This window comes from Rhizobium deserti, from assembly GCF_004358025.1.
GTDB lineage: Bacteria > Pseudomonadota > Alphaproteobacteria > Rhizobiales > Rhizobiaceae > Neorhizobium > Neorhizobium deserti.
This window is the reverse complement of record NZ_SMTL01000001.1, coordinates 706858-723299: the sequence shown is the minus strand read 5'-3', so window position 1 is coordinate 723299 and position 16442 is coordinate 706858. Positions and strand designations below refer to the sequence as shown.

Annotated in this window: 13 protein-coding genes; 4 read left to right on the top strand and 9 right to left on the bottom strand. The window is 60.9% G+C overall.

The features are described 5' to 3' along the window. Positions 1-11 precede the first annotated feature (11 nt). From E2F50_RS03495 to E2F50_RS03465, 7 genes are read right to left on the bottom strand one after another with little or no spacing between them, the layout of a single operon-like run. Positions 12-1067, bottom strand: coding sequence for an ABC transporter substrate-binding protein (locus E2F50_RS03495; RefSeq protein WP_133314651.1), 1056 nt, complete (start codon positions 1065-1067; stop codon positions 12-14). Between the two features lie 13 nt (positions 1068-1080). Then, the gene (locus tag E2F50_RS03490; protein ID WP_133314650.1) at positions 1081-1419 is read right to left on the bottom strand and encodes a 4Fe-4S dicluster domain-containing protein; all 339 of its coding nucleotides are present in this window, start codon (positions 1417-1419) and stop codon (positions 1081-1083) included. Next, positions 1416-2981, bottom strand: a complete 1566-nt coding sequence (locus E2F50_RS03485; protein WP_245515278.1) for an FAD-dependent oxidoreductase — start codon at positions 2979-2981, stop codon at positions 1416-1418. The genes E2F50_RS03490 and E2F50_RS03485 overlap by 4 nt, the downstream gene beginning before the upstream one ends. 35 nt (positions 2982-3016) lie before the next feature. Beyond that, positions 3017-4054 carry an ABC transporter substrate-binding protein gene (locus E2F50_RS03480; RefSeq protein ID WP_133314649.1) on the bottom strand — a complete coding sequence of 346 codons (1038 nt, stop codon included), beginning with the start codon at positions 4052-4054 and terminating at the stop codon, positions 3017-3019. Between the two features lie 10 nt (positions 4055-4064). Further along, the gene (locus E2F50_RS03475; RefSeq protein ID WP_425375364.1) at positions 4065-4808 is read right to left on the bottom strand and encodes an ABC transporter ATP-binding protein; all 744 of its coding nucleotides are present in this window, start codon (positions 4806-4808) and stop codon (positions 4065-4067) included. Then, on the bottom strand, positions 4808-5638 hold the full coding sequence (locus E2F50_RS03470; RefSeq protein ID WP_133314647.1) for an ABC transporter permease: 831 nt from the start codon (positions 5636-5638) through the stop codon (positions 4808-4810). The genes E2F50_RS03475 and E2F50_RS03470 overlap by 1 nt, the downstream gene beginning before the upstream one ends. A gap of 13 nt (positions 5639-5651) precedes the next feature. After that, positions 5652-6998 carry an LLM class flavin-dependent oxidoreductase gene (locus E2F50_RS03465; protein WP_133314646.1) on the bottom strand — a complete coding sequence of 449 codons (1347 nt, stop codon included), beginning with the start codon at positions 6996-6998 and terminating at the stop codon, positions 5652-5654. A 665-nt stretch (positions 6999-7663) separates the two neighbouring features. On the opposite strand from E2F50_RS03465, the gene E2F50_RS03460 reads away from it, so the two are divergent. Continuing rightward, positions 7664-9316 (top strand): SMI1/KNR4 family protein, encoded by a 1653-nt coding sequence (locus tag E2F50_RS03460; protein WP_133314645.1) that lies wholly within the window; start codon positions 7664-7666, stop codon positions 9314-9316. 9 nt (positions 9317-9325) lie between these two features. Here the strand turns inward: E2F50_RS03460 and E2F50_RS03455 are convergent, their stop codons facing one another. Together E2F50_RS03455 and E2F50_RS03450 are read right to left on the bottom strand one after the other, a co-directional pair. Next, a complete protein-coding gene (locus E2F50_RS03455; protein ID WP_133314644.1) occupies positions 9326-10987 on the bottom strand; it encodes an alpha-amylase family protein in 1662 nt (553 codons plus the stop codon). Between the two features lie 225 nt (positions 10988-11212). Next, entirely contained in the window at positions 11213-11839 is a 627-nt protein-coding gene (locus E2F50_RS03450; protein WP_133314643.1) for an outer membrane protein, read from the bottom strand. A 426-nt stretch (positions 11840-12265) separates the two neighbouring features. Here E2F50_RS03450 and urtA point away from each other — a divergent pair, with 426 nt between their 5' ends. From urtA to urtC, 3 genes are all read left to right on the top strand, one after another. Next, complete coding sequence (gene urtA / locus E2F50_RS03445) at positions 12266-13555, top strand: urea ABC transporter substrate-binding protein (RefSeq protein WP_133314642.1); 1290 nt, start codon at positions 12266-12268, stop codon at positions 13553-13555. A gap of 79 nt (positions 13556-13634) precedes the next feature. Next, on the top strand, positions 13635-15269 hold the full coding sequence (gene urtB / locus E2F50_RS03440) for an urea ABC transporter permease subunit UrtB (RefSeq protein ID WP_133314641.1): 1635 nt from the start codon (positions 13635-13637) through the stop codon (positions 15267-15269). Beyond that, positions 15266-16438, top strand: coding sequence for an urea ABC transporter permease subunit UrtC (gene urtC, locus E2F50_RS03435; RefSeq protein WP_133314640.1), 1173 nt, complete (start codon positions 15266-15268; stop codon positions 16436-16438). Before urtB ends, urtC begins: the two co-directional genes overlap by 4 nt. Positions 16439-16442: the final 4 nt, after the last annotated feature.

Genomic DNA, 16442 nt, shown 5'->3' with positions numbered 1-16442 from the left:
GATATCGCCCCTCAGTTCTGAAGGACGCCTGCCGCGGACCGGTCGGGCCACAGCGACTGCAGGTTCAGCGACTTCACAGCGTTGTCGACATAGGTGCGGTCCACCCATTGGTCGAGATCGACGTCGCGGCGGATCAGCTTCTGCTCCCGGTCGAACGCGATGCCACTCCGATACCGTGCGACGAAGAAGTCGTCGAGGCGCGGGTTGTACTTCTGTCCCAGCGTGCTTCCGGAGTTTGACCTGGCGATGATCTCGACCGGCGATCCGGCGCGCGACCAGATCCTGAAGGCCTCGTCTCTGTTCTTGTCGTCCGCCAGCCACTGCGCCGCCTTCACGAACCCGTTCACAACCTTTTGGGTCGCTTCCGGGAAAGCCTTGCGGAACTTGTCGGTGACGAGGAAGGCGCCGAAGCCGTCGCCCGAAGCGCCCGCTTCCGACGACTTGTAGAAGATCTTGGCGACGCCCTTGTCTTCCAGCGGCAGAAGGAAGTCCGCTCCGAACACGGCATCGACGCTCTTGGCAGCAATCGCGGCGAGCTGATCGGCATTCTTCAGATCGACGATCGTAACGTCCTTCTCCGAAAGCCCGGCGTTCTTCAGTGCGGTGATCAGGCCCCAGTGGATGATCGTCGCCTTCTGGATCGCGACCTTCCTGCCCTTGAGGTCGGCGATCGACTTGATGTTGAGGTCCGGCCGCGCGGCTCCGAAGATCGTCGTTCCGCCGTAGGATGCAAGAATGACGGTATCGAGACCGTTGGCCTTGCCGATGATGTTCGGCACGGCGCCGTAGGAGGCGAAGTCGAGCTGGCCATTGGACAGGGCTTCGTTGATTGCCGGGCCGGTTCCGGTGAAGTAGGTGAACTCCAGCTTCGTCGGCGTGCCCCTGAACTCGTCGGCTATGAATCCCTTGGCGTCGGCGATCGCCTGCAGCCCGACGCCAAATGGCGTGCCGAAGCCGAAGCCTACGTCTCCGAAGCGTATGGTAGCGGGGGCGTCCTCCGCATAGGAAGAGTGCGCGCCGAGCACCACAGCCGCGGCAAGCAGCAGGTTTGAAAGAAGTCGTTTCATCAGTCTCTCCGGTTCAGGGTGTGATCGTGCCGGTCTCGAAGATCCGGTAGCTCAAGTCGCCAGCGGTCCCGCGCGGCTTGGCGTTCTGCCAGCCCATCTCGCGGCGGAAGCTTCCAAAGATGCCGCGGGCGAGCAGATCCTGCTCCGTCGACCCTTCGATCGTCTCGGACAGCGGCGACACGTAAAGCGCGTCGGTGGGGCAGAAGAGTTCGCAAAGGAAGCAGGTCTGGCAGTCGTCCTGCCGTGCGATCACAGGTGCTGCATTCGGAACTGCGTCGAAGACGTTGTCAGGACACGCGTCGACGCAGAGGTCGCACTTGATGCAGCGGTCCACGCTGACGATTTCGATCATGATGCTGCACTCGCCTGCGCTCGGTTGTGGAAGGACGTCCAGATGAGGTCGGTGCCGCCGGTATCAATGGTGCGCGACAAGACCGGATTGGCGTCGGGGAAATCGGTCCGCCGCTGGAGGCCGCGGCTTTCCTTTCGCAGCAGTGCGCTCGCTGTCGCCCACCTTGACGTCGCGATCAGGGCTTCTGCTTCGCGGACCTTGGATGCACGCCCGGTCCGCCAGCTTTCGTCATGCCAGAGATCGGACAGCAGGTGCTCCGTGTCGGAGAGACTCTTCTGGTTTCGGAAGTACCCCTTATCGAGGGGAAGCATCTGCTGTTTGACAATATCGAGAACCGCCTCGATGTCAGTACTCGCGCCTGACGGCCTGGTGGGCGGGCGTTCGGCCGCCGTCCTGACGCTCCTGGAACGCCAGTTCTTTCCGAGGGATCTGACGAATCTTACCGCGTCCTCGCCTGCCCAGGAGCCCGTTGCCATGGCCCAGCTCGAGTTGGGCCCTCCGCCTCCGGTCGAGGCTCCAAACATCGCCTGCCGGGTCGCGGCGTCTCCCGCAGCGAAGAGGCCGGGAACGGTCGTTCCTGCGCGGTTGTCGATCTTGAGCCCGCCAGTGCCTCTCACGGTTCCCTCGTGGCGCAGCGTGATGGGGAAGCGCTGGGTGAACGGGTCGATACCCATCCTGTCGAAGGGAACGAAGATGTTCGGCTGGCCCTTGCGGAATCCCTCCTGAAGGCGGGGGGACGCCTTGTCAAGGATGGCGTAGACCGGGCCTTTGATCAGTTCGCTCGCCACCACGCTCTGACGGTCGCCGGGGGCTGTGAGGACATTGCCCGCCTCGTCGCTGAACGTGCCCCAGAAATAGACGACGCCTTTGGTGACGCTGGAGTAGGCGGGCGAGATGCCATACTGGGCCGAAAACTCCATCCCGGAGAGGACGGCGCCGGCTTCTGCGGCGATCAGGTAGCCGTCTCCGGTCAGGTTGTTGGTGCCGAGTGCTCCGCTCATAAAAGCGCAGCCGCCGGTCGCGATCACGACGGCGCCTGCGCTGATATAAAGTGCTTCGCCTGTGCGTCTGCTGCGGGCGATCGCTCCGGCAGCCATTCCTTCGGAGACGAGAAGCTCCTCCACGGGACAATGGTCGATGACCTTGACCCGTGCCTTGATGAGCTTCTGACGCATGAAGCGCAGGTAGTCGGGTCCCCGAAGCATGCCGCGGTATGGACGGCCGTCCTCGTAAGTGGGAAAATCATAACCCCACTCGGCGAGGAGATCGAGATTGTGGAGAGTCCGGTCGAGCACCCGTTCCACACGCTCGGGCTCTGTGAAGCCGTGTCCGAGCCTGACACGCTGGGCAACGGTCGCCGCACGCTCGGTCGTGCCTCGGCGTGTGTAGATCGTGGTGGTGTTGCCGGCCGCCGTCGCACCGCTTGTCCCGACATAGCCCTTTTCGATCAAAACGACGCTCGCGCCGTTCGCGGCTGCGTTCCATGCTGCCCAGCATCCGGCCGGGCCGCCCCCGACCACCAGGACATCCGTATCCAATCGTACATCTGAAGTATTCATCATCCCCGCACCAGATAAGAGATCACGTCCCGCCCGTTTCAGCCGCCCGCGTGAAGTTCTGCCGCGGTCTTGCTCTTGTTGCTCAGTCCGTCGAAGCGCAGATCGAACTCGTCTTCTGCCTTGAGCGTCTTGCCCTTGAAGCTGCCCGCTGCCTGCAGAATGTCGATCGTCTCCTGCTGGCGCGGAATGGTTTCGCTCTTCCAGTCCGGGATGTACGACCGCTTTTCCGTTTTCACGACGCTGTCCGCGTCTTCAGAACTGAGGCGCTGGTCCTTGATCAGGTATTCCGCTTTCCAGACGTCCTGGTGATCGTTCTTCCAGAGCGAAGCGCGATACCAGTGCACGACGAGGTCGCGGATCGCGGCCGCCTGTGCCGGATCATCGAGCGCGATCTTGCTCGCGTAGAGGATCTTCAGGTTCTTGTTAGCCTCGCCGCCATTGTCGATCTCCTTTGCGCCCGTGCCGGCAACTGACTTCAGATACCTCGCCCGATCCGGCTGCTTGAGAACTGCAGCGTCGATCTGACCGGAGCGCAGAGCGTCGGCGAACTCGGCTAGCCCCAGGTTGATGGGCTTGATGTCGTCCGGCTTCAGTCCGGCCGCCTTCAGGTCGCGAAAGACGATCGCCTGCTGAGCGGTGCCTGGATTGACACCGACCTTCTTGCCCCTAAGGTCCTTCAATTCGTTGATGCCGCTATCGGGCGCCGTGGCGATGATGGTGGTCGGGCCTTCCGTGACCACGACGCCGACGATGACGACGTCGGCATTGGAGAAATGTGCCAGGATCGGCGGCACGTCTCCGACCGCCCCGACCTGCGCCGCGCCCGCGCGGATTGCCTCGAGACGTAGCGGGCCGCTCGTGAAGTTGGCAAAGCCCACGTCGGCTGCAAGCTTGTCGTACTCGCCTGACAGCTTCAGGAGGCTCGCCGCGTTGTTGGCGTCGTCAGCAAGCACGATCTTGGTACCTGACGGCACTCTCGTCGGAAGCGACCCATCCTGAGCGATAGCGCCACTGACGACGAAGAAGGAGAGGAGGGCGGCGACGCCGGCCTTGGCTGCTGCAAGTTTTCTGCGCATAAGACGCCTTTCAATGATGGTGATTGTAATGGTCGGTTACGCCGAGATGGCCCAAGATCTCGGTCCGGCGTTCGTCAAAGCGAACAGGAGATAACCTTGCGTCACCAACCTGCTCGTCATAGGAGACGACTCCATCCGTGATGATCACCACCCGGTCCGCCAGTCGGAGCGCCTCCTCGACGTCATGGGTGACGAAGAGGACGGCAGGTTGGCGACGCTTCACGAGATCGAGGAGCAGCCGCTGCATGCGGATTCGGGTCAGCGCGTCGAGAGCACTGAACGGCTCGTCCGCCAGAATGAGGTCCGGGTTGCGTACAAGCGAACGGGCAAGGGCGACGCGTTGCTGCTCCCCTCCGGATAGGGTCTTCGGCCAGACGTCCGTCCGGTGCTGGAGCTCGACCTCGTCCAGGGCCTTCAGAGCTTCGGCCCGCGCTTGCGGACCCTCAAGTCCAAGGGTTACGTTGTCTATGACGCTTTTCCAGGGAAGTAGCCTCGAATCCTGGAAGAGGACCGACCGTCGGTCTGGGACGGTTATCCGTCCTGATCCCTCGACGCCCTCGTCCAGTCCTGCAATGGCACGTAGGATCGTGCTCTTGCCAGAGCCGCTCTTGCCGAGGAGGGCGACAAACTCGCCCTGCCGGATCTGCAGGTCTACGCCGTGCAGGACTTCGTTGCCGTGGAAGCGGCGGACGAGGCGTTCAACGCGCACCGCCACCTCTCGCTTCGGTGCAGCGCTTCCCGCCATGCGAGCCACTACCGCCATGACAGCACCCTCCGTTCGAGGACGCGGACGACCGCGTCGGAGGTGAAGCCGAGCACGCCGTAGATGCAGAGGCCAAGCAGCACGAGTTCGGTCTGGCCGTAAGTACGAGCCTGCGTAATCATGTAGCCGACGCCGCTGGTCGCGTTGATGGTCTCGACGACCACGAGCGCGGTCCATGCGGCCGTGGCGCCCAGCCTGAGGCCAGTAAAGAAGCCGGGCAGGGACGCAGGAATGACGATGTCCCGCAGGAATCGGCTCTTCGACAGCGACACCGTCTGCCCCAGTTCCATATAGCGCCTGTCGATGCTGGTAAGGGCCGCGTGAACGTTGATGTAGATCGGGATGAGGACGCCGAGCGCGATGATCACGACCTTCATGGATTCGCCAATGCCAAGCCAGATAATGAAGAGCGGTATAAGGGCCAGGTTCGGGATCGCGCGCTTCACCTGGACGTTGCCGTCGATGATGGAGTCGCCGATCCGGGAGAGGCCCGCCAGTACCGCGAGCAGGAATCCCGCGGTAACGCCGATGACGATCCCGAGGCCTGTTCGTTGAAGTGAAATCGCAAGGTCAGTCGCAAGCGTTCCGTCGCTGAGTGTTCCGATGAACGCCTCGTACACGGCGACCGGCCCTGGCAGCTTGCCGGGCGATACCCAGCCGAGCGATGTCGAAACCCACCACGCCGCCAGCACCAGGACAGGTCCAAGCAGCCGCTGGCCAGGGATCCCCGGACGGGGAAGCAGCCTTGTCGGAGGGCGCTTTCTGTCGCCCTCCGACCTTGCAGTTTCGCCCGCTGGGCTGAAGTAGGAAACGAGGGTCATTGGAATACCTCCGCTACTCTGCGGCCGCGACGAAGGTTCGGGACGCCCTTGTCACAGTCGGGCGGTCGAGACCAAGGTGCTCGCGAAGCGTCGTGCCTTCGTAATCCGTTCGGAATAGACCGCGCTTCTGGAGGATCGGCACGACGTTGTCGACGAACGCTTCAAGCGACGTAGGAAGTGCCGGCGGGATGAGGTTGAAGCCGTCGGCCGCGCCGTTCTCGAACCAGTGGACGATCGTGTCGGCGATCTGCTCCGGCGTGCCAGTCGCGATGCGGTGGCCACGGCCGGCGCTGAGCCGTCGCAGGAGCTGCCGCAACGTCAAGGTCTCCGTCGCAGTGAGGTGGTGCACGAGATCGTGGCGGCTCTTCTGATCGCTGGCCAGTTCGCCACGGGCAGGGACGCGCACCACGTCGTCCAGATCGTGGGACGAATAGTCGATGCCGGTCACCCGCTTGAGCTGGGCGAGACCATATGTCGGAAGGGTCAGATCCTCGAAGGTCTCCTGCAGCCTCCCTGCTTCTTCCTCGGTCCCGCCGATAAAGGTCGAGAGGCCCGGAAGGATGTGGACCTTCTCCGGATCGCGCCCATAGGCCCTGACCCGAGCTTTCACGTCGGAATAGAAGGCCTGCGCCTCATCGAGGACCGGCTGGGCGGTGAAGATGGCTTCCGCAAAGCGGGCGGCGAGGTCCTTGCCTGGCTCCGACGAGCCAGCCTGGAAGACGACCGGACGGCCCTGTGGCGAGCGCGGCACCTCAAGGGGACCCGCGACGTCGAAATGCTTGCCGTGATGGTCGAGACGGTGGATCCCGTCCGGATCGATGAACGTACCGCTTCCCTTGTCGCCAACAATGGCGTCGTCGTCCCAGCTATCCCAGAGGCGGTTCACGATATCCAGAAACTCAGCAGCACGTTCGTACCGGGCGTCGGGATCAGGATGATGGCCGAGGCTGAAGTTCGCCGCCGCCGCGGCGTTCGCCGTCGTCACGGCGTTCCAAGCGGCGCGTCCCTTGCTGACATGGTCGAGCGTCGCGAAGCGACGGGCGAGGCCGTAGGGGTCGTTGTATGTCGTCGACGCGGTGGCGACGAGGCCGATCCTCTCCGTCACGCCGGACAGAGCAGCGATCAGTGTGAACGGGTCCAGCGAATCCCACGGACGGTCCTGCGCGCGATCCTTCAGCACCGGGTGGTCTGCGAAGAAGATGGCGTCGAGCTTTCCCTTCTCGGCAATCCTGGCGAGGTTGCGATAGTGCTCGATGTCTGTGACGGAGGCGATCCGCGTTTCTGGAAGCCGCCAGGCGGCTTCGTGCTGCCCGACGTTGCGAAGGAATGCGTTGAGATGGAGCTGGCGGTTCTTCGGCATGTCTACCTCCTGTCGATGAGGTAGATACTCGACAGATTTGATAGACATTACGAGGCAAGAAAATTTCAGATCGGCTTCGGGTGTTAGCAAATATCTCTAATTAACCATGCGCCGCGGAATATCGACGGGACGTTTATCCTGGCGCGGCTTTTTCCGAGCGCGGTCCGGCTAGCGGGGGGCTCATGTTCAAGCTCCCGCCGCGCCTGGACTATATCTTGTCCGCAGATCACCAGAAGGCATACTGGGGAGCTCGATGCATGTGGCCGTCGCAGAGTGGACTATGGCCTCCGTCACCCACACCTTCCCGTCCTCTCCTCTACGGACAACAGCTTCGGCAAGATCACGGTAGAACTCCGCATAGCGCACTACCGCAGCCGCATGCCGCCTCACCGGACCATGGACGGCGGCCATGACATTCGCAGACCCAGCCGACGCCGCTGCAGCGCAGATCGCCAACAAATTAGCGGCATCATCTCAGAAGGGATCAGTCAAATGAGCCGCTGCAGAGCGGCCATGCGTTTTGAATCAAGAATTTTCAGCGCGTGAATCAGAAGTTTTCGGCGCTTTGTGCAGAAACAGCAACTTAAGTGACTCAGCGAAGATTCAACTCGTCACAACCTGCCCAAGATCATACTCCACTAGGCGTTTGATCAGGTGGGGACCTCATGACGACGAAACGATCCGGCGGCCTGCGTCTCTTCCTGGCCGCCGTCATAGTCCTTGCAGTCATCGTTCCCGGCTTTCTGAACCGGTCCCCCTGGATCATCCTTCTCTCGGCCCCGGCCTACACAACACTCTATGCACTGGGCAAATGGAGCACCTGGACGCTGGCATGGCGTACCGGCGGTGTGCGGGCGATCCTGTTGGCTGTCGCGATCACCCTGCCTATCCAACTCGTCCTCGTTGTAGTTTTCTATATGATCGGGCTGGGCGCCAGCCTGTTGCTCGGTCAGTCCAGCGGGCTCCAGCCATTGGCTTCGGTGGATGTCGTCACCGCCGGTGCGCTCTTCCTGATCGCGCTTGCAATATCCCTCTCGATCAACTTCCTCGAGGCGAGGGGTTCAGCTGCGGATCTCCCGCCCATAGCCGATCCCCGGAAGCTCGACACCGATGCTGCGTTTGCCGATGAGGTCGAAGTTGAACTTGATCTGGATCCCCGCCCACTGACGCCGCAGAACTTTTATGTTTCTCGCGGCTATTGGAAACGCGACGCCCTCTACGACGCCTTAGAAGGACGGGGTAAGCCTGTCGTTAAACAGCCGGACGCGGCAAGCGACAAGGCAATCGCCACTGCGGAAGCAAGGCTAGGTGTCCAGTTGCCAGAATCGCTGCGCGATCTCTACAGGATCATGGACGGTGGTTATGTCGGCTGGCTTTACGTGCCGCTGAAGGATAATCCCAGGCCGGTCGACGAGGATTGGCGCGGTGCTTTCTCAATCGATTACTCGTCGCTCGCGTCACTTGATCAACTGCAGACAGTGAAGGAACATTACGAGAGCTTTACGCACGATTCGGATGAGATGCCTCGAAATGCTGACAAGATGATCGTGCTGCAAGCTCGATATCAGGACATGACCTTGCTCGACTATACCCATGGGCCTGAGCCTAAAGTGAGACTGGTCGATTTCGACCGGCATCCAGATCTTTCCACGGACGTCGAGTATTCGGATTTTAAAAGCTATTTTGCAGCCCTCCGTCGACCGCGGCCGGAGAAGCTGATCTCGAGCGATCGCCTTCTCTCCTATCGGAACCAGCCGATTGCCAAGATCAATCTAGCCCAGCAGCCTTCGGAATTCTGGCTGTCGGGTGTGCATGTCTTCGCCAATATAGCTCACTCTCGTAAAGACGGTTCTGCACCAAAGAAACAAGCCGACGACGATCTCGTTGCGGAAACAGAGGCTCGCCTCGGCGTAAAGCTGCCGCATTGCCTGGTCCGCTTCTGGAAATACCGCAATGGTGGCGCTCTTGCTGCCCGCCATCTTCAAATCAGCAAACCGGAGGAAGGCTATGCGGAGATAGAGCTGCCGGATCAACTGATGCCAATGGAATATTTCGCTACTCTGGCCGAAGCCTCTGACCGAATTAGTTATCCGGAGGGCGAAACATCGTTGCGAAAGCGCCATGCGGGTGCTGACCGGCTGGTGATTCTGCAAGCTAAGGACAAGGAAGCGGTTCTCCTGGACTATCGCGGAAATACGCTTGAGCCGGGTATTCTGGTCGTCGACGATATCAATAGCCAGCATCTTGCCAGTGCCGTTCGCGTCAACAGCTTCGATCTCCTGCTCGAGCGTTTGCGAGCCTGGAAGCAGAAGAGCTAGCCTCGACGATCAAACCTCCTTGCGCTTGAGCAGGTAGTCTAGCCCGCCGACGCGGTACCAGCGATAGGCATAGGCCTCGAACAGCAGGCGGTGCTTGCCGGTCTCATCCGCCTCGCTATTGCCGCCATCGGCAAGGTCGATCAAGGTCTCGCCCTTGTCTCCAAGCCCGACAGACAGATCGAACTCCACCGGCGTGGCGTTCAGGTTGTGGACAACCAGCACTGAATTGTCGCGCCAGTCGTAGCGCAGCGCCAGCACGCCGTTATTGCCGGGATTGAGGATCTTGCAGTCTCCCCAGCCGATCTCGGGAGCCTCCTTGCGCATGCGGATCAGCCGCTCCATCCAGTTCAGCATGGAATTCGGATCCCGGCGCTGGTCGGCAACATTGGTGTGCTGGAAACCAAAAGCTCCGCCGCTGATAACGGGAAGCACGGGTTTGTCGTTCTTGGTAAAGCCGCCATGCGGCTCGGTGGACCATTGCATCGGCGTGCGGGCGCAGTTGCGCTCCGGCAGCGACAGGTCGTCGCCCATGGCAATCTCGTCACCGTAGCGGAGGACCGGCGTGCCAGGCAGCGAGAACATCAGGCTATAGGCAAGCTCCAGCCGCCGACGGTCGCCCTGCAGCATGGGCGCCAGCCGCCGGCGGATGCCGCGGTCGTAGAGCTGCATGGACTTGTCCGGCCCGAACTCCTGGAACACCTTCTGGCGCTGCTTTTCCGACAGGCGGCCGAGATCCAGCTCGTCGTGATTGCGCAGGAACAATCCCCACTGCGCCGTCTGCGGATGTTCCAGCGTTTCCTCCACGGCCTTTGCCAGAGGCCGAGCGTCGCTGCTGGCCAAGGCGTAGAAGAGGGCCTGATTGACGTGGAAGTTGAACATCATCTGCATCCGGTCGCCATCGGCGCCGAAATATTTAACATTGTCCTTGGGAACGACATTGGCCTCAGCGAGGATGATGGAATCGCCAAGCCGCCACTGGAGAAATTCCCGGAAGGTTCGCAGCATGTCGAACTGCTCCTTCGGCTTGGTTACCTCAGGCCCTTTTTCAGCGATCACGAAGGGGACCGCGTCCATGCGGAAGCCGGAAACCCCGAGCTGCAGCCAGAAGCCCATGATCTTCAGGATTTCCGCCTGCACATGCGGATTGGCCGTGTTGAGATCCGGCTGAAAATCATAGAAGCGGTGGAAGTAATACTGCTTGGCCTTCTCGTCGCGGGTCCAGGTGGTCTTCTGGACGCCCGGGAAAACCATGCCTTCATCGGCATTGGCGGGCTTTTTATCCGACCAGACATACCAGTCGCGGTAGCGCGAATTGGGATCGCTGCGGGCGTCCTGGAACCAAGGATGCTCGTTGGATGTATGGTTGACGACGAGGTCGATCAGCACCCGGATGCCGCGCTGCTTGGCACCATGGGTGAATTCGACGAAGTCGCCGAGCGTGCCGTAGCGGGGATCGACATTGTAGTAATCAGAGACGTCATAGCCGTCGTCGCGGCCGGGCGAGGTTTGGAAGGGCATCAGCCAGATGGCGTTGACGCCGAGGCCGGCCAGGTAGTCGAGCCGGCGCTGTAGCCCCTGGAAGTCGCCGATACCGTCGCCATTGGCGTCCATGAAGGTTTCGACGGACAGGCAGTAGACGATAGCGTTCTTGTACCACAGGTCATTGATCACGGCACGGCTCCTCGAGCGGTTGACGGTCCGGGGAGGCAAGCGCACGGGCCAGCAAAATGTTCCAGCCTTTCGGTGACATTTGTGCAGTGCAACTTCGACAGGAATTTCCGTATTTCGCAGCTTGTGGTGGACCGGCTGGCCGTGCTGGACAACAAACAAAAAGGCGCCATGCTTGCGGCACGGCGCCTTTGGGATCCGATCTGCCGACCGAAATTGCGGGCGGGCTTAGAACTTGTAGTTCAGGCCGGCCTTAATCGTGTGGTCGTGGACATCCTTCTTGGAGTCGACGCCGCCGGCAAAACTCCGGACGCCGTTGGTTGCCACGTAATTATACTCCACCCGTGCCGAAATATTCGAGGTCAGCTGCTGCTCGACGCCGGCGCCGACCAGGAAGCCCGGCTTCCAGCCGTCTGGACCGGAAACGCGGCCATTGTCGCGGAAGTTCGTCATGGCGAGACCGGCCGTTCCGTAGATGAGCGTCTGATCGAGAGGCATGCCGGCCTTGACCTTGGCGGCCAAACGATGGCGCTCCTTCAGGCTGCCGCCATCCACCTTGACCCGGGCATCGCCGAGATAGGATGCCTCGACTTCGCCGCCGACGATAGCGCCGCCGACGTCGGCATTGTAACCGGCCTGTCCGCCGACGGCGAGGCCCTTGCCGCCCGAGAAGGGGTTGATCTTGGAAGAGGCCATGCCCCCGTGCACGCCCACATAGGCACCGTCCCAGCTGGTGCTGGTGGTGACGGAATCGTTGGAAACAGGTGGTTCCGAATAGGATGTCAGATCGGCGGCCAGAACCGGGGTTGTGAACAGGCCGGCAACCATTGCCAAAGCAGAAAGCTTCACGTTCATGACTATGTTACTCCGTACAGTGCCTTCGCGCGTGACCCGCATTGGCATTACTCAATACTAGCTGTGCGGCGGTTTCCGCCTTCGCCGAACCCCCGGACCGTGTCACGGCTCGGTCCTCGGCATGCGCTATTAATTTTCACGATTTTATAAAGACTTCCTTAACCGGGTGCGGGCCCGAACGATCTGGGCGATCAACAAATGTAACGGCCCTGTGAGGCAAGGCGTTTCCCCACCTTGCGGGGCAAATGCTCCAAGCTTCATCCTCCAGACCACCAGGGCAGGTCGCGCCCGCCTGTACTAGCCTTCCCCGTTCTCCCCCTGCTGTACGTCATTTCACGTATACGGTTTTGCGATGCAGCAACCGATAGTCGCTTAAGCAACGGTTAATGTTTTCGTTGCGAACCAATGAGAAGAGGGGTTCGACCAATGAATTTTAAAGCTAAGCTGGGTGGTGCGCTGCTCGCTGCCGTGCTGTCGACAACGGCGCTGCACGGCGCATTCGCGGCCGACGACACGATCAAGATCGGCGTTCTCCACTCGCTGTCCGGGACAATGGCGATTTCCGAGACGACGCTGAAGGACGTCATGCTGATGCTCGTCGATCAGCAGAACAAGAAGGGCGGCGTGCTCGGCAAGAAGCTCGAAGCCGTCGTCGTCGATCCGGCTTCGGACTGGCCGCTGTTTGCCGAAAAGGCACGCCAGCTGGTTTCCCAGGACAAGGTGGCTGCCGTCTTCGGTTGCTGGACCTCGTCTTCTCGCAAATCGGTTCTTCCAGTTTTCGAAGAACTGAACTCGATCTTGTTCTACCCAGTCCAATACGAGGGTGAAGAATCCTCGCGCAACATCTTCTATACGGGTGCTGCGCCGAACCAGCAGGCGATTCCGGCTGTCGACTACCTGGCCAAGGAAGAAGGCGTCAAGCGCTGGGTTCTGGCCGGCACGGATTATGTTTATCCGCAGACCACCAACAAGATCCTCAAGGCCTATCTGATGTCGAAGGGCGTCGCGGAAAGCGACATCATGATCAACTACACGCCGTTCGGTCATTCCGACTGGCAAACGATCGTTTCCGACATCAAGAAATTTGGCTCTGCCGGCAAGAAGACCGCCGTGGTTTCCACCATCAACGGCGATGCCAATGTTCCCTTCTACAAGGAACTCGGCAACCAGGGCATCAAGGCGGAAGACATTCCGGTCGTCGCGTTTTCGGTCGGTGAAGAAGAACTTGCAGGCCTCGACACCAAGCCGCTGGTCGGCCATCTGGCCGCCTGGAACTATTTCCAGTCGGTCGATGCCGATGTGAACGCCGAGTTCATCAAGGAATGGAAGACCTTCACCAAGAACGAAAAGCGCGTCACGAACGATCCGATGGAAGCCGCCTATATCGGCTTCAATGCCTGGGTCAAAGCCGTCGAAGCTGCCGGAACGACCGATACGGACAAGGTTCTGGACAGCATTATCGGGGTTTCCGTTCCGAATCTTTCGGGCGGCACCTCCACGGTCATGCCGAACCACCATATCACCAAGCCTGTGCTGATCGGCGAAATCCAGGCGGATGGCCAGTTCGAAATCGTCCAGGAAACGCCGGCAGTGGTCGGCGACGAGTGGTCCGACTACCTGCCGGACTCGAAGAACCTGATCTCGGATTGGCGCAAGCCGATGTCCTGCGGCAATTTCAACGTTGCTTCTGGCAAGTGCGGTGGCAAGGGCAGCTGATACCGTCTGCTCCTGATGTTCGAGTGACATCATCGCGGGTGGTTGAGCTAGCCGCCCGTGATTTTGCAAGGGGGTTTCGATGACGAGAAAAATTGCTTTCCGCCTTTTGCAGAGCCTTTGCATACTGCTCTGCCTGACATGTTCCTTTTCCGCACCAAGCTTGGCGCAGTCGGGCAGCGATCCGAAACCATTGATCGATGCGCTTGCCAAAGCGGATTTCAGCGAAACCGAGGTGCTTCTGGGCAAGCTCGCGGCCACGGGGGACACCCGCCTGGTTCCGGCGCTGGAGGCCTTCAATGCAGGTGATCTCTATTTCCGCAAGGCCGACAGCCTGGTTTTCATCGGCGAAGCTGCCGGTTCCAGCTATGAGCTGATTGATCCGCTGACGGGCGCTTCGGCCGGCCAGGCGCCAAAAAATGCCGTCACCAAGATCAAGATCAACAACACGCTGCGGCGGGCTATCCGTTCCGCCCTGGGCGGGCTCACCCTCCTGAGCCCCGATCGCTCCGTGCGTCTGCAGGCGGCGGATGCTTTGCTGCGTTCGCCCAGTCCCGAAAACCTCGATCTGGTGGAAACGGCGCTGGCCAAGGAAAGCGACGCCGAGGTGAAGGCGCGCATGGAGGAAGCCCGGGCCGTGTCGCTGCTCCCTTCGGACCGCAGTCTGGACGAAAAGCGGGCGGCCATCCAGACGATCAAGAGCCTCGGTGGGCGCAATGCGCTCGGTATCCTCAACACCGTGGCCGGCACGATCGATCCGAGCCTCAAGCCGGATCTCGATGCCGCCGTTTCCGCCATCCAAAGCGAACAGCAATTGTGGGATATGGCGCAGAATGTCTGGTACGGCCTGTCGCTGGGGTCGGTACTGCTACTCGCCGGCATCGGGCTTGCCATCACCTTCGGCGTCATGGGCATCATCAACATGGCGCATGGTGAAATGGTCATGCTTGGTGCCTATTCCACATTCGTGGTGCAGGACGTCATCCGCGATCATATGCCCAGCCTGTTCAACTGGTCGCTGGCAATTGCACTGCCGGTCGCCTTTCTGGTGACCGGCGCCGTCGGCTTCGTCATCGAGCGCGGCATCATCCGCTTCCTTTACGGCCGGCCGCTGGAAACCCTGCTCGCCACCTGGGGCGTTTCGCTCATCCTGCAGCAGACCATCCGCTCGATCTTCGGCCCCACCAATCAGGAAGTCGGCAATCCATCCTGGATGTCAGGCTCATTTCCCGTCGGCGGGATGACGATCACCTGGAACCGGATGTGGATCATCGTCTTCTCGCTCACCATCTTCTTCGCGCTGCTGGCGCTGATGAAGAAATCCTCCTACGGGCTCAGCATGCGGGCCGTTACGCAGAACCGGCGCATGGCATCCTCTATGGGGATCAAGACCCCATGGGTCGACGCGCTGACATTTGCGCTTGGCTCGGGGATTGCGGGCATTGCCGGGGTGGCGCTCAGCCAGATCGACAACGTTTCTCCCAATCTCGGGCAGAGCTATATCATCGACAGCTTCATGGTCGTGGTGTTCGGCGGGGTCGGCAATCTTTGGGGAACCTTGGTGGGCGCACTGTCGCTCGGCGTCCTCAACAAGTTCCTCGAACCCTCGGTCGGCGCCGTGCTTGGCAAGATCCTCGTCCTCGTGCTGATCATCCTGTTCATTCAGAAACGGCCGCGCGGGCTCTTCGCGCTCAAGGGAAGGGCGGTGGAAGCATGATGTCCGGCTTTGTCTTCCGCGCCCTGGAGGGCCGCATCGTCATCGCTTTGGCTATTATCTTGGGCGTCGCGGCGGTCGTTCCTGCGCTCAATCTTCTGACGCCCCCCGACAGCACGTTTCACATCCCCACCTATGCCATGTCGCTGATGGGGAAATATCTTTGCTATGCACTTCTGGCCCTGGCGCTGGATCTGGTCTGGGGATATTGCGGCATCCTCTCGCTCGGCCATGGCGCCTTCTTTGCGCTGGGTGGCTATGCCATGGGCATGTACCTGATGCGGCAGATCGGGCCGCGCGGCGTCTATGGCAACCCGGTTCTTCCCGATTTCATGGTGTTCCTGAACTACAAGGAGCTGCCGTGGTTCTGGCATGGCTTCGACTGGTTCGCCTTTGCCATGCTGATGGTGCTGGTGGTGCCGGGCCTGCTCGCCTTCATCTTCGGCTGGTTTGCCTTTCGCTCGCGCGTCAACGGCGTCTATCTGTCGATCATCACCCAGGCGATGACCTATGCGCTGCTGCTTGCTTTCTTCCGCAACGACATGGGCTTTGGCGGCAATAACGGCCTGACCGATTTCAAGGATATCCTCGGCTTCTCCGTTCAGGCGGACGGCACCCGTGCCGTTCTGTTCGCCGTGTCGGCGATCATGCTGGCGCTCTGCCTTCTCCTCGCCTCGGCCATCGTCCGTTCGAAGTTCGGCAAGGTTCTGGTCGGGGTGCGCGATGCGGAAAGCCGGGTCCGCTTCCTCGGCTTCCGGGTCGAGAATATCAAGCTATTCACCTTTGTGGTTTCGGCCATGATGGCGGGCATTGCCGGGGCGCTTTTCGTGCCGCAGGTGGGCATCATCAATCCGGGCGAATTCGCACCGGCCAATTCCATCGAAGTCGTGGTCTGGACCGCCGTCGGCGGGCGCGGCACGCTCATCGGCCCGATCATCGGCGCCTTGCTCGTCAATGCCGGGAAAAGCTTCTTTACCGGCGCCTTTCCGGAAATCTGGCTGTTTGCGCTCGGCGGCCTGTTCATCGCAGTAACGCTTTTCCTGCCGCGCGGCATCGTCGGCGCCATCCAGCACGGCTACAAGGCACGACAGGCGCTGAAGGCCGCGGCAGAGGCTGAAAAGGGCAGGGGCAGTGCCGAAACGGTTGCCCAAGCGGCGCAGGCAGCGGAGTGACGCC